Annotated in this window: 10 protein-coding genes; all 10 read right to left on the minus strand. The window is 46.4% G+C overall.

Going from position 1 to position 15,096, the window contains the following annotated elements:
- Positions 1 to 3 precede the first annotated feature (3 nt).
- On the minus strand, positions 4 to 636 hold the full coding sequence (rplC, locus tag Q0307_RS02250; protein ID WP_298655852.1) for a 50S ribosomal protein L3: 633 nt from the start codon (positions 634 to 636) through the stop codon (positions 4 to 6).
- 139 nt (positions 637 to 775) lie between these two features.
- The gene (gene rpsJ, locus Q0307_RS02255; RefSeq protein WP_078923938.1) at positions 776 to 1,087 is read right to left on the minus strand and encodes a 30S ribosomal protein S10; all 312 of its coding nucleotides are present in this window, start codon (positions 1,085 to 1,087) and stop codon (positions 776 to 778) included.
- Between the two features lie 5 nt (positions 1,088 to 1,092).
- Entirely contained in the window at positions 1,093 to 2,283 is a 1,191-nt protein-coding gene (tuf, locus tag Q0307_RS02260) for an elongation factor Tu (protein ID WP_298655855.1), read from the minus strand.
- A 5-nt stretch (positions 2,284 to 2,288) separates the two neighbouring features.
- Positions 2,289 to 4,385, minus strand: a complete 2,097-nt coding sequence (fusA, locus tag Q0307_RS02265; protein ID WP_298655858.1) for an elongation factor G — start codon at positions 4,383 to 4,385, stop codon at positions 2,289 to 2,291.
- A 15-nt stretch (positions 4,386 to 4,400) separates the two neighbouring features.
- Entirely contained in the window at positions 4,401 to 4,874 is a 474-nt protein-coding gene (rpsG, locus tag Q0307_RS02270; protein WP_298610303.1) for a 30S ribosomal protein S7, read from the minus strand.
- Between the two features lie 19 nt (positions 4,875 to 4,893).
- A complete protein-coding gene (gene rpsL / locus Q0307_RS02275) occupies positions 4,894 to 5,268 on the minus strand; it encodes a 30S ribosomal protein S12 (RefSeq protein ID WP_298610304.1) in 375 nt (124 codons plus the stop codon).
- A 208-nt stretch (positions 5,269 to 5,476) separates the two neighbouring features.
- Entirely contained in the window at positions 5,477 to 9,670 is a 4,194-nt protein-coding gene (gene rpoC / locus Q0307_RS02280; protein WP_298655861.1) for a DNA-directed RNA polymerase subunit beta', read from the minus strand.
- 32 nt (positions 9,671 to 9,702) lie between these two features.
- Positions 9,703 to 13,782, minus strand: coding sequence for a DNA-directed RNA polymerase subunit beta (gene rpoB / locus Q0307_RS02285; protein WP_298655863.1), 4,080 nt, complete (start codon positions 13,780 to 13,782; stop codon positions 9,703 to 9,705).
- Positions 13,783 to 13,922: 140 nt separating this feature from the next.
- The gene (gene rplL, locus Q0307_RS02290) at positions 13,923 to 14,300 is read right to left on the minus strand and encodes a 50S ribosomal protein L7/L12 (protein ID WP_298655866.1); all 378 of its coding nucleotides are present in this window, start codon (positions 14,298 to 14,300) and stop codon (positions 13,923 to 13,925) included.
- Positions 14,301 to 14,327: 27 nt separating this feature from the next.
- Positions 14,328 to 14,846, minus strand: coding sequence for a 50S ribosomal protein L10 (rplJ, locus tag Q0307_RS02295; protein WP_298655868.1), 519 nt, complete (start codon positions 14,844 to 14,846; stop codon positions 14,328 to 14,330).
- Positions 14,847 to 15,096 lie beyond the last annotated feature (250 nt).

A 15,096-nucleotide genomic window follows, 5' to 3' on the forward strand; every position in this document is an offset into this window, starting at 1 on the left:
TCCTTATGCCTTTACTGAGTGCTTCACGGAGACACTACCACCAGTAGCACCAGGAACTGCACCCTTCACTAATAACAAGTTGCGCTCAGTATCAACGCGGATGACTTCTAAGTTCTGCACACTAGTGTTTACACCACCTAAACGACCAGCCATTTTCTTACCGGGAAAAACGCGACCTGGAGTTTGGTTTTGACCAGTAGAGCCTGGTACACGGTGAGAACGAGAGTTACCGTGAGTAGCATCTTGACCACGGAAGTTGTGACGCTTGATAGTACCAGCATAACCTTTACCTTTGCTGACACCTGCCACGTCTACGTATTGGCCTTGCTCAAACATGCTAACGGTTAACTCAGCGCCTGCTTGATATTCAGCAGCTGCATCAACACGAGACTCTTGCACTTGTGTCCCGACCGGAACACCAGACTTGGCGAAATGCCCAATCAGAGCTTTATTCACACGTGAAGCTTTTTTCTCACCTACAGATAACTGAATGGCTTCATAGCCATCGCTTTCTTTAGTTTTGACTTGAGACACACGGTTTGGCGCAATCTCTAAGACGGTGACAGGAACCGCATCCCCAGATTCACCGAAAATACGGGTCATACCAATTTTGCGACCCAATAGACTGATAGCCATTTGCTTACCTCTTCACTACTCTGACGAGCACTTCTGCTAATTCTTGTCTTTAGAAAAACTCGGCTCGACAATATGTCGAGCCGAAGAAAGCCGCGCATTATATATGGAAAATTAACGCACGTTAAGTATTTATTTCAAATCAGTTCAATTTAATCTGAACATCAACGCCTGCCGCTAAATCCAACTTCATCAGTGCATCAACGGTTTTGTCGGTTGGATCAATAATATCCATCAAACGCTTGTGAGTACGGATCTCATATTGATCACGAGCATCCTTATTCACGTGTGGAGAAATCAGGATAGTGTGACGCTCAATACGAGTGGGTAATGGGATTGGACCCTTTACTCGTGCACCAGTACGCTTTGCAGTTTCAACAATTTCCATTGCTGAACGATCAATCAAACGATGATCAAATGCTTTCAGACGAATACGAATTCTTTGGTCAGACATATGTTTTACTCAATAATTTTAGCGACGACACCAGCGCCTACAGTACGACCGCCTTCACGAATCGCAAACCGCAAACCATCTTCCATCGCAATCGGATTGATCAGAGTGATTACCATCTTCACGTTGTCACCTGGCATCACCATCTCCACGCCCTCAGGTAACTCACAAGCACCGGTCACGTCCGTGGTACGGAAGTAGAACTGTGGACGATAGCCATTAAAGAACGGGGTATGACGACCACCTTCTTCCTTAGATAAGACGTACACTTCAGCTTCAAATTTGTTGTGGGGCTTAATCGTGCCCGGTTTGCACAGCACTTGACCACGCTCAACGTCATCACGCTTAGTACCACGTAATAACAAGCCTACATTGTCACCGGCTTGACCTTGGTCTAACAGCTTACGGAACATTTCAACGCCCGTTACAGTAGTAGAAGTCGTGGCACGAATACCAACGATTTCTACGGTCTCACCCACTTTGATCACGCCACGTTCGATACGACCCGTGACTACCGTACCACGACCCGAGATCGAGAAAACGTCTTCAACCGGCATCAAGAACGCACCATCAATCGCACGCTCAGGTTCTGGGATGTAAGTATCTAAAGCATGGATCAGTTCAGCAATCGATGGTTCGCCAATCGGTGACGTATCACCTTCTAAAGCAGCACGAGCTGAACCTTTAATAATCGGGGTATCATCACCTGGGAATTCGTAGCTGGATAACAGTTCACGTAATTCCATCTCGACCAGTTCTAACAGTTCTTCATCATCAACAAGGTCACATTTGTTCATGTAAACCACGATGTACGGAACACCCACTTGGCGAGATAATAGGATGTGCTCACGGGTTTGTGGCATGGGGCCATCAGCCGCTGAACAGACCAGAATCGCGCCGTCCATTTGTGCAGCACCGGTGATCATGTTCTTTACATAGTCCGCGTGGCCGGGGCAGTCGACGTGAGCGTAGTGGCGATTTTCTGATTCGTATTCTACGTGTGCGGTAGAAATAGTAATACCACGTGCTTTCTCTTCCGGAGCTGCGTCAATTTGGTCATACGCTTTCGCTTCACCACCAAATTTACGGGATTGAACGACTGTCAACGCTGCGGTCAAGGTCGTCTTGCCGTGGTCTACGTGACCTATCGTTCCGACGTTCACGTGCGGCTTCGTGCGCTCAAATTTACTCTTTGCCATTTATTTCACCTTTTTTTCAACACTGCCTGAACAACATGGGCAGGCGCTTCTGCGTATTTCGCGAACTCCATTGAGTAACTAGCACGCCCCTGCGTTGCTGAACGCACATCAGTAGCATAACCAAACATTTCACTCAACGGCACTTCCGCACGTATAATCTTACCAGCGGGAGAATCATCCATCCCTTGAACGACGCCACGACGACGATTTAAATCGCCCATGACATCGCCCATATAATCTTCTGGAGTCACTACTTCAACTTTCATAATTGGCTCTAATAAAGCTGGATCAGCGTCTAACACACCGCTACGCAAAGCCATAGAGCCTGCAATTTTGAAAGACAACTCACTTGAATCAACATCGTGATATGAACCATCAAAAGCAGTTACTTTCATATCAACTAAGGGGTAACCAACCATTACGCCATTACCCATCTGTTCGCGAACACCTTTATCGACTGCAGGCACGAATTCTTTAGGAACTACACCACCCACAATCGCATTCTCGAACTTATAACCTTCACCTTCAGCTAAAGGTTCTAGGCGCAACCAAATGTGTCCGTATTGACCACGCCCACCTGATTGCCGCACGAATTTACCTTCAGCCTCCACCGTTTTCCGAATAGTCTCTCGGTAAGCAACTTGTGGAGCACCGACATTACACTCGACTTTGAACTCACGCTTCATGCGGTCAACAATAATGTCGAGGTGTAACTCACCCATACCAGAAATAATCGTCTGCCCTGAATCTTGATCAGTATGCACACGGAAGGACGGATCCTCTTGTGCCAAACGACTTAAAGCTAAGCCCATTTTTTCTTGGTCTGCTTGAGACTTTGGCTCAACCGCGACTGAAATAACCGGCTCAGGAAAATCCATTTTTTCTAAAGTGATTACATGAGTGAGATCACTTAAAGTCTCACCCGTCGTGACATCTTTTAAGCCAACCGCAGCTGCAATATCACCTGCGTAAACTTCTTTAATTTCTTCACGCGAATTGGCATGCATTTGCATAATACGGCCAATACGCTCACGCTTACCTTTCGTAGGATTAAAAATAACATCTCCCGTTTTTAATACACCTGAGTAAACACGGAAAAATGTCAGGGAACCTACAAAAGGATCGGTAGCGATTTTGAAAGCTAACGCTGCAAACGGCTCAGTATCTGAGGCATGGCGCTCTGCTGGAGTCTCCTTAGCATCATCAGTAATACCTTTAATCGCGGGCACATCAACTGGAGCGGGTAAATAGCGCACGACTGCATCTAAAACCGCCTGCACACCTTTATTTTTAAAGGCAGAACCGCACAGCACTGGCACAATTTCACCTGACAAAGCACGCAACCGTAAGCCACGGTGAATATCATCAAGGGATAATTCACCAGACTCTAAATACTGATCCATCAGCACTTCATCGGCTTCAGCAGCAGCTTCGACCATGTGCTCGCGCCACTCTTGACAAGCGGCCAACATAGCGTCTGGAATGGCTTTAGCGGTGTAGCTCATGCCCATGTCCGCTTCATTCCAGTAGATCGCTTCCATCCGTGTTAAATCAACTACACCCGTGAAATTCTCTTCAGCCCCGATCGGCAACTGAACAGGCACTGCCGTAGAACCTAGGCGAGTTTTAATTTGCTCGATAACACGTAGGAAATTTGCACCGGCTCGATCCATCTTATTGACGAAAGCAACCCGTGGAACATGGTATTTATTCGCTTGCCGCCAAACGGTCTCTGATTGTGGCTCGACACCGCCAACCGCACAAAACACCGCCACTGCACCATCTAAAACGCGTAGTGAGCGCTCTACTTCAATGGTAAAATCAACATGGCCGGGCGTATCGATAATATTGATACGATGTTGATCAAACTGCTGATCCATACCCGACCAGAAGCAAGTAGTCGCCGCAGAAGTAATGGTAATTCCACGCTCCTGCTCTTGCTCCATCCAGTCCATGGTAGCCGCGCCATCATGAACTTCGCCAATCTTATGCGAGACGCCTGTGTAGAACAAAACACGCTCAGTCGTTGTCGTTTTACCTGCATCAATGTGAGCCATGATGCCGATATTACGATAGCGTTCTATGGGTGTTTTACGAGACACAGGCCAAGTTCCAAGTTAGTTCCAGCGGAAGTGGGCAAAAGCCTTATTGGCTTCAGCCATACGGTGAGTATCTTCACGCTTTTTCACTGCTGAACCACGCTTTTCAGCAGCATCCATCAATTCGCCTGCCAACTTGCGTGCCATTGATTTTTCACCACGCTTACGTGCAGCTTCAATCAACCAACGCATCGCTAAAGCGTTTTGACGAGAAGGACGTACTTCAACGGGCACTTGATAAGTAGCACCACCGACGCGACGGGCTTTTACTTCTACAGCAGGGCGAGCATTGTCTAAGGCATCACTCAACACGTTCATACCGTCACCGCCCTTTTTCTGAGCGATTTCGTCTAAAGCGCCGTAAATGATTTTTTCAGCAACAGCCTTTTTGCCATCTTTCATCACAGCATTCATAAATTTGCTGAGCATTTCACTGCCGAACTTTGGATCTGGCAACACTTCGCGTTTGGGGACTTCTCTTCTTCTAGGCATTTCTAGGATCTCTATTCAATTACTTCTTAGGACGCTTAGTGCCGTATTTGGAGCGGCCTTGCTTGCGGTCTTTAACACCTTGGGTATCAAGACTGCCACGGACAGTGTGATAACGCACACCAGGTAAATCCTTAACACGTCCGCCGCGAATCAAAACCACGGAGTGTTCTTGTAGATTGTGGCCTTCACCACCGATATAGCTAGTGACCTCAAAACCATTGGTTAAGCGTACACGCGCTACTTTACGTAATGCCGAATTCGGCTTTTTCGGGGTTGTGGTATACACGCGAGTGCACACACCACGACGCTGCGGGCATGCTTCAAGAGCAGGCACGTTGCTTTTATCAACTATGCTTTTGCGCGGTTTGCGCACCAACTGGTTAATCGTTGCCATTAAAAAAATTTCTCCTAACCCACATGAGGATATGCTTTACTTGCGATACCCCATAAAAACAACAGACCGAATATCCGGTCTGTCTAAGGTCGCAAGATTTTAGGGATGGCTCAAGCATCTGTCAAGGCAAGATTACCAAACCCTGTAATTAAACCTCCTACTTGGCTTTACTTCCGCGTAGGAGTGAGTTTTTTATAGCGAAACTGAATTACTCAGCTTCATAAGACTCGTCCGAAGCCGAGCTAAAGCTTTCATGACGCACCGCAAAAGCATCTTCCAAAGCGAACGGATCGCGTTGACGACGACGGCTTTCGTGATAGGCCAAGCCGGTACCGGCTGGAATCAAGCGACCAACGATAACGTTTTCTTTCAAGCCACGTAATTCATCACGTGCACCACGGACAGCCGCATCCGTCAGAACACGGGTGGTTTCTTGGAAAGATGCCGCAGATACGAAGGAATCAGTGACTAAGGAAGCCTTAGTAATACCCATCAAGACACGATCAAACTTAATCGGTAATTTTGCTTCTTCCAGTAACTTTTTATTCGCCTCGACGACACGCCAGTAGTCAGTCTGCTCACCACGCAAGAAATCACTATCGCCCGGATCAATCACATCCACTTTACGCATCATCTGACGAATGATGACCTCAATGTGTTTATCATTGATTTTTACACCTTGTAGACGATAAACGTCTTGGATCTCTTTCACTAGGTACTCAGCTAAAGAGGTGGCACCTAATAAGCGTAAGATGTCATGGGGGTTCGGCTCGCCATCAGCGATGATTTCACCACGTTTGACCTTTTCCCCCTCGAACACATCAAGGTTACGCCATTTTGGAATTAACTCTTCGTATTGCTCACCCTCTTCATCGGTGATGATAATCCGCTGCTTACCTTTAGTTTCTTTACCGAAGGAAATAGTACCGGTCTTTTCCGCCAGAATCGCACCATCTTTTGGACGACGTACCTCAAACAAGTCCGCAACTCGTGGCAAACCGCCTGTGATATCGCGAGTTTTGGAAGAAGCTTGCGGTAGACGCGCTACCACCTCACCAACCTTTACATTCGCACCATTGGTAGTAGTAACAATTGTACCTGCTGGTAATGGGTACTGAACGGGAATCTTCGTACCTTCAAAGAAAATACTGTCACCATGCTCATCCAATAAACGTACCGTAGGCCGTAAGTCACGGCCACTGCTTGGACGGCTTTTCGGATCCATGATCTCAATCGAAGACAAACCGGTGATTTCGTCAACCTTGGTCTGGACAGTGATATTGTCCAAGAACTCGATAAAGTCGATACGCCCAGACACCTCCGAAATAATCGGATGGGTATGTGGATCCCATTGCGCCACTGTTTGGCCTGCAGTGACGGTATCCCCTTCACGTACTTTCAAAGTCGCACCATAAGGCAACTTATAACGCTCTTTGTCGCGGCCATTATCGTCAACAATCCCCAGCTCACCTGAACGAGATACCGCAACTAAGTTGCCTTGTTCATTACGTACTGTTTTAACGTTGATTAGATGGACTTTACCGGCTGACTTCACTGCAATACCACTTTCAGCAGCCGCTCTACTAGCAGCACCACCAATGTGGAAAGTACGCATGGTCAACTGTGTACCTGGCTCGCCGATGGACTGTGCTGCAATAACACCGACAGACTCACCTTTACCAACCAGAATACCGCGTGCAAGATCACGACCATAGCATTGACGGCAGACGCCATAACGTGATTCGCAAGTGATACCTGAGCGCACTATAATTTCGTCGATACCGAGCTGGTCAATTTTCTCGACCCACTCTTCATCGATTAACGTACCGGCCGGCAAAACAGCCTCATCACTACGAATAACATCTTGAGCCACTACACGACCTAAAACACGCTCAGCTAGACCCTCAACGACATCACCACCTTCAATGATGGGACGCATTAACATACCTTTGGTAGTCCCACAGTCATCCATAATGACTGCCATGTCTTGGGCAACGTCGACTAAACGACGTGTTAAGTAACCAGAGTTCGCTGTCTTAAGAGCAGTGTCTGCTAAACCTTTGCGCGCACCGTGCGTAGAGATGAAGTATTGTAATACCGTCAAACCTTCACGGAAGTTAGAGGTAATAGGTGTTTCGATGATCGAGCCATCTGGCTTCGCCATTAAACCCCGCATCCCTGCTAACTGACGAATCTGCGCGGCAGAACCCCGCGCACCTGAGTCAGCCATCATAAAGATCGAATTAAAAGAAGGCTGAGTGACCGTTTTACCTTCCACATTTACAACAGGCTCATTACCAATTTTTTCCATCATCGCTTTGGCGACTTTTTCGTTGGTACTGGCCCAAATGTCAACAACCTTGTTATAGCGTTCGCCTTGAGTGACTAAACCACCTGCAAATTGCAGCTCAATTTCTTTCACTGCATCTTCAGCCTCTGCTAACAGATGAACTTTCTTCTCAGGAATGATCATATCATCTGCACAGAAAGAAACGCCCGAGCGCGTCGCATAACGGTAACCGGTATACATCAATTGGTCAGCGAAAATAACCGCCTCTTTCATACCGACATGACGATAGGATTCATCCAACAGGCGAGAAATTGCCTTTTTCTTCAACACCGTATTAAAGATCTCGAAGGGCAAACCTTTCGGCATGATGTTAGTGAGAATTGAACGACCAACGGTTGTATCAATTAAGCGGGTACGCTTAGTGAATTCGCCATTCTCTTCTTTCACATAGTCAGTAATCCGGACTTTCACCTTAGCGTGTAAAGACGCATTACCTGTTTCATAAGCACGTTGCGCTTCTTGTGGATCAGCGAAGACCATGCCTTCGCCTTTCGCGCCAATCGCTTCGCGTGACATATAGTACAAGCCAAGCACGATATCCTGAGACGGTACAATAATCGGCGCACCATTCGCAGGTGACAGCACATTATTGGTCGACATCATTAAGCTACGTGCTTCAAGTTGGGCTTCTAATGACAACGGTACATGTACCGCCATTTGGTCACCGTCAAAGTCCGCATTGAATGCCGAACAGACTAAGGGATGCAACTGAATCGCTTTACCTTCGATCAAGACTGGCTCAAAAGCTTGGATACCTAAACGGTGCAGTGTAGGTGCACGATTCAGTAAGACTGGATGTTCACGAATAACTTCAGCAAGGATATCCCAGACTTCTGCCGTTTCACGCTCAACTAGCTTCTTTGCAGCCTTAATGGTTGTAGCTAAACCACGGCGCTGTAACTTACCGAAAATGAAGGGTTTGAATAACTCCAAAGCCATTTTCTTTGGTAGACCGCATTGATGCAAACGTAAAGTCGGGCCAACCACGATAACTGAACGACCTGAGTAGTCAACTCGCTTACCCAATAAGTTTTGACGGAAGCGACCTTGCTTACCCTTGATCATGTCAGACAAGGATTTCAACGGACGTTTATTAGACCCAGTAATCGCACGACCCCGGCGACCGTTATCTAAAAGCGCATCCACAGACTCTTGTAACATACGCTTTTCATTACGCACGATAATATCAGGTGCATTCAGCTCGAGCAGACGCTTCAAGCGGTTGTTACGGTTAATGACGCGGCGATACAAATCATTCAGATCTGAAGTTGCAAAACGACCACCATCCAAGGGCACTAATGGACGTAAATCCGGCGGCAACACAGGTAGCACATTCATAATCATCCACTCAGGACGATTACCGGAGGACACAAAGGACTCCATTACTTTTAAACGTTTGCCTAGACGCTTCAGCTTAGTTTCGGAGCCGGTTTCATTAATCTCTTCACGCATCTTGGCGATTTCATGCTTAAGGTCGATACCTTTTAATAGATCCTGAATCGCTTCAGCACCCATTTTCGCCTCGAATTCATCACCAAACTCTTCAACCGCTTCTAAATAAGCTTCATCCGAAAGTAGTGAACCACGCTCTAAAGTCGTCATGCCCGGCTCCGTGACCACGAAAATCTCGAAATAGAGAATACGTTCAATGTCACGTAAAGTCATATCCAGCATCAAGCCAATCCGAGATGGCAGTGACTTTAAGAACCAGATATGTGCAACAGGGCTAGCTAAATCAATATGCCCCATGCGATCACGACGGACTTTAGTTTGAGTCACTTCAACGCCGCACTTTTCGCAAACCACCCCACGATGCTTCAAGCGCTTGTACTTACCGCACAAGCATTCGAAATCTTTCACTGGGCCAAAGATTTTTGCACAGAACAGACCATCCCGCTCTGGTTTAAAAGTACGATAGTTAATGGTTTCAGGTTTTTTAACTTCACCATAAGACCATGAACGAATCACTTCAGGGGAAGCGAGGCCGATACGAATCGCATCGAACTCTTGAATTTCCTGCTGTTGCTTATAAAGGTTTAATAAATCTTTCATCGCTATTTTTCCGCCTGCTGTATTCGGTCAAATTAGTCTCTTTCCAGCTCGATATTTAAACCGAGAGAACGGATTTCCTTCATTAAAACATTAAAGGACTCAGGCATACTGGCTTCCATATAGTGATCGCCATCCACGATGTTCTTATACATCTTATTCCGTCCATTCACGTCGTCTGACTTCACGGTGAGCATTTCTTGCAAGGTATAAGCAGCACCATACGCTTCCAGTGCCCACACCTCCATCTCACCAAAGCGTTGACCGCCAAACTGCGCTTTACCACCCAGCGGTTGCTGCGTCACCAAGCTATAAGGACCGGTAGAGCGTGCATGCATTTTGTCATCGACTAAATGGTTCAGTTTCAGCATATGCATATAACCGACAGTTACAGTACGCTCGAAGGCATCGCCAGTACGACCATCGTATAAACGTGCTTGACCGCTTTCTGGTAAATCAGCCAGTCTCAACATTGCTTTAATTTCAGCTTCATCCGCACCATCAAAGACTTGGGTAGCCATTGGCACGCCTTTACGCAGATTGCCTGCCATTTCCAACACTTCAGTGTCTGTCATTTCAGACAAATCACCTTGACGTGGATTACCACCTGTTTCATAGATTTCGGTGAGGAACTTACGCATCTCATCGACTTTCGCTTTCGCGTCAATCATGCGGCCAATTTTATGACCTAAACCTTTGGCAGCCCAACCTAAATGAGTCTCCAAGACCTGACCTACGTTCATCCGTGAAGGAACACCTAAGGGGTTAAGTACGATATCGACGGTCTGGCCATTTTCTAGATAAGGCATATCTTCGACGGGAACAATGCGTGAAACCACACCCTTGTTACCGTGACGGCCTGCCATCTTGTCACCCGGTTGCATGCGACGCTTCACCGCGACATACACTTTCACCATCTTCAAGACGCCAGGAGCTAGATCATCACCCGCTGTTAACTTATCGCGTTGCTTCTGTAAGCGAATTTCGTACTCTTTCTTCTTTTCAGACATCTGAGTTGCGAGCGTTTCGAGCTGAAGGTTTAAGTTGTCGTCTTGCATACGCACAGAGAACCACTCATGCCGTGGCACAGCCGCTAACTGCTCTTGAGTCACGACAGTACCTGCTTTCAAACCCTTCAAACCGCCATCAGCTACTTGACCAACAACCATTTTCGAGACCCGCGCAAATACGTCACCTTCATAGATCCGCAACTCATCCAATAAGTCTTTACGAACCTTTTTCAAGTCCTCTTCTTGGATAGCTAAGGCACGAGCATCCCGCTCTACTCCATCACGAGTAAAGACACGCACATCAATAACCGTACCTGTCATACCGGTAGGTACACGCAGGGAGCTATCTTTAACATCAGATGCCTTTTCACCGAAGATGGCACGCAAAAGTTTTTCTTCTGGCGTTAATTGGCTTTCACCTTTAGGCGTAACTTTGCCAACCAAAATATCGTTAGGCTTGACCTCAGCACCGACATGAATAATCCCGCACTCATCTAGCTTTGCCAATAAGCTTTCGCTAACGTTAGGAATATCTGCAGTAATTTCCTCAGGACCTAACTTCGTGTCACGTGCTAAGCAAGACATTTCCTCGATATGGATGGTGGTATAACGATCTTCATCCACTACACGCTCAGATAACAAAATTGAGTCTTCAAAGTTGTAACCATTCCAAGGCATGAAGGCGATGAACATATTCTGACCTAAAGCCAATTCGCCTAGATCGGTTGAAGAACCATCCGCTAAGACATCACCGCGTGCAACCACATCGCCTACTTTCACGATTGGACGCTGATTGATACAGGTGTTTTGGTTAGAACGCGTATACTTAATCAGGTTGTAAATATCAACCCCGCCACGCTCATCCGCTTCATCATCATTGACACGCACGACTACACGCCCTGCGTCAACCGAATCAATCACACCACCACGACGTGCTGCTACCGTTGAACCAGAGTCAACGGCAACCGCTCGTTCCATACCCGTACCGACGATAGCTGTTTCCGCGCGTAAACAAGGTACGGCCTGACGTTGCATGTTTGAACCCATCAAGGCACGGTTCGCATCATCATGCTCTAAGAAGGGAATCAAGGAAGCTGCCACCGAGACGATCTGCTTCGGTGATACATCCATGTATTGCATACGATCGGAGGTCATGGTGGTGAATTCATTACGATAACGACAATTAATGAATTCTTCGAGGAAAGCACCATTTTCATCTAAGTCAGCATTCGCCTGTGCGATCACATACTGCGACTCTTCAATCGCTGACAGGTAATCAATTGCACGGGTTACTTTACCATCTACCACACGACGATAAGGGGTCTCTAAGAAACCATATTCATTCGTGCGTGCATACACCGACAGCGAGTTAATCAGACCGATGTTTGGACCCTCAGGGGTTTCAATTGGGCAAACACGACCATAATGCGTTGGGTGAACGTCACGTACCTCAAAACCGGCACGCTCACGGGTCAACCCCCCCGGGCCTAACGCAGAAATACGGCGCTTATGCGTTACTTCAGACAATGGATTATTCTGATCCATAAACTGTGATAACTGGCTAGAGCCGAAGAATTCTTTGATCGCTGCCGACACTGGCTTCGAATTTACCAATTCTTGTGGCATCAAACCTTCGCTTTCTGCCATCGTTAAACGTTCTTTTACCGCACGCTCAACCCGCACTAAACCAACACGGAAGGCATTTTCAGCCATTTCACCAACGCTACGAATACGACGGTTGCCTAAGTGATCAATATCGTCTACATCATCGCGCCCATCACGAATATCGATCAACTTTCTTAGCACAGCTAAAATATCGGCTTGATCTAACACACCACTACCCGTGGATTCATCACGACCTAAGCGGCGATTGAATTTCATCCGGCCTACCGCTGATAAGTCATAACGCTCATCAGTGAAGAACAGGTTATTGAATAAACTCTCAGCCGACTCTTTCGTAGGTGGCTCACCGGGGCGCATCATTCGGTAGATTTCAATTTGCGCTTCCAATTTGGTACGTGTTGGATCGATATTCAAAGTGTTAGAAATGAACGGCCCGCGATCCAAATCATTAGTATAGAGAATATCAAATTCACTAACACCATTATCACGCAACTTATTAACCAACTCTTCAGTGATTTCAGAATTAGCTTCTGCTACTAACTCACCGGTTGCAGTGTCAATAATATTGTGTGCTAGCACCTTACCGTACATATAATCTTCAGGCACGGCTAATTTGCTGATGCCACTTTTTTCTAGTTGACGAATGTGTTTGGCCGTAATCCGACGACCCGTTTCAACAATCACATTTCCATCTAGCAGAATATCAAAAGCAGCTAATTCACCACGCAAGCGTTCGGGTACTAGATCAATTTCTACGCCTTTATCTAGTAAATGGACTTTTACATTCTCAAAGAAATAATCAAGAATCTGCTCATTTTCCATGCCTAAAGCACGTAACAGAATGGTTGAAGCTAATTTACGACGACGATCAATCCGTACATAAATGCTGTCTTTAGGATCAAACTCAAAATCTAACCAAGAACCACGATAAGGAATAACGCGAGCACTATGTAATAACTTGCCTGCTGTGTTCGACTTCCCTTTATCATGCTCAAAGAATACACCGGGCGAACGGTGTAATTGGGAAACGATGACACGCTCAGTACCATTAATAATAAAGGTACCTTTATCGGTCATTAGGGGTAATTCGCCTAAATAAACATCCTGCTCCTTAATCGACTTAACGACTTTAGCTTCAACTGGCGCTTCTTTATCATGAATTACCAAGCGTAATTTGACACGTAAGGAAGCGGCATAAGTTAAACCACGTAATTGACATTCGTAAACATCAAAAACAGGTTCAGCCAACCGATAATCCACATACTCAAGTGTGATATAGTTGTTGTAACTTACAATCGGAAAGACTGAAGAAAAGGCAGCGTGCAAACCAGTAGCAGAGCGCTCTTGCACAGGTCGATCCAGTTGCAAAAACTGCCGATAGGACTCCAACTGAATGGTTAACAGGTCGGGTACTTCCAGAATCTGCTCACGTTTGCCAAAGTCTTTGCGGATCCGTTTTTTCTCAGTGTAACTTAGTCCCATTGTGCTTCCTCAACTGGAATCAAAATCTTATTTGTCATTTAATGTCTGACAAGCGACAAAAGGCCGACAGCGTTAAACACTGCCAGCCTTGGGATTTTTTGAACTATTAGAAGTTGCTTAAAATCATCCTGACCTCAAGATTACTTGAGTTCGACCTCAGCACCAGCGTCTTCCAGTTCTTTCTTAATCTTGGCAGCATCTTCTTTAGAAGCGCCTTCTTTAACAGTAGAAGGAACGCCTTCAACCATATCTTTCGCTTCTTTTAAGCCCAGACCGGTGATGCCACGAATCGCTTTAATAACGTTGATCTTATTAGCGCCGAAGCTCTTCATGATAACGTTGAATTCAGTTTGCTCTTCAACAACTGCAGCCGCTTCACCACCACCCGCAGGGCCAGCAGCCACTGCAACTGCAGCAGTTACACCAAATTTTTCTTCAATTGCTGAAATCAGATCAACGACTTCAGTTACAGTCATGTTGGCAATCGTTTCCAACATATCGTCTTTTGTACAGGCCATGTAAATCTCCAAAACCTTTGTCAGTAATTACTCTACGCTAACGCCAGTGGCTTCAGCTTTTTGGTCACGCACTGCAGCAAGTGTACGAGCAAATTTGTCGAGAGGCGCACGAATCGCAGCCGCCAAGGTAGCGATTGCTTGTGAGCGAGTCGGCAATTTTGCCAGACGCTCCAACTCAGCAGATGGCAGCATTTTTCCGTCAATAGCGACGAATTGAACTGCTAACTTGTCGTTGGCTTTGTCTTTCAGGAAGTCTTTAACTAGACGCGCCGCAGAACCTGGATCTTCTTGAGAAAATGCCAGAATCAGAGGGCCTTTCAAGCCGTCTTGGATACACTCGAAAGCAGTACCTTTAACAGCAATACGCGCCAGATTATTCTTCACTACACTTAAATAAACTCCACCTTTACGTGCGTTTTTGCGCAGTGTGGTGAGTTGTGACACGGTCAATCCACGGTACTCAGCAGCAACCGCAGAATGAGCACTTGCAGCAACTGCGGCCACTTCAGAGACAATCTCTTTTTTCTCTTCCAGTGTTAATGCCACGTTATCTACTCCTGGTTTGGTGGTTAATTCCACCAGTTATCAATCTCAACTTAAAAATTTAAGTTAAGAAGGAAACAGCGCCCCAAACCAGTTACTGACTCGGGAAACGCCATCTGCGCAGGTTCTCTACATAGTATGCAGAACTATTAAGTTGTTAAAACGCCTGCGGTCTTTGACGACATACAGCCTTGTATATCTCAACGCTTTTCAGCCGCTTACTTCCTTGTAAGCACAGTTTGAGTTCAAGAAC

The organism is uncultured Thiothrix sp., assembly GCF_937873765.1.
In the GTDB taxonomy this organism is placed as follows: domain Bacteria; phylum Pseudomonadota; class Gammaproteobacteria; order Thiotrichales; family Thiotrichaceae; genus Thiolinea.

What these genes read in the sequence shown, in the direction of transcription:
- rplC (WP_298655852.1), bottom strand. Translation starts at nt 636, where the DNA reads ATGGCTATCAGTCTATTGGGTCGCAAAATTGGTATGACCCGTATTTTC.
- rpoC (WP_298655861.1), bottom strand. Translation starts at nt 9,670, where the DNA reads ATGAAAGATTTATTAAACCTTTATAAGCAACAGCAGGAAATTCAAGAG.
- rpsJ (WP_078923938.1), bottom strand. Translation starts at nt 1,087, where the DNA reads ATGTCTGACCAAAGAATTCGTATTCGTCTGAAAGCATTTGATCATCGT.
- rpsG (WP_298610303.1), bottom strand. Translation starts at nt 4,874, where the DNA reads ATGCCTAGAAGAAGAGAAGTCCCCAAACGCGAAGTGTTGCCAGATCCA.
- rpoB (WP_298655863.1), bottom strand. Translation starts at nt 13,782, where the DNA reads ATGGGACTAAGTTACACTGAGAAAAAACGGATCCGCAAAGACTTTGGC.
- tuf (WP_298655855.1), bottom strand. Translation starts at nt 2,283, where the DNA reads ATGGCAAAGAGTAAATTTGAGCGCACGAAGCCGCACGTGAACGTCGGA.
- rplL (WP_298655866.1), bottom strand. Translation starts at nt 14,300, where the DNA reads ATGGCCTGTACAAAAGACGATATGTTGGAAACGATTGCCAACATGACT.
- rpsL (WP_298610304.1), bottom strand. Translation starts at nt 5,268, where the DNA reads ATGGCAACGATTAACCAGTTGGTGCGCAAACCGCGCAAAAGCATAGTT.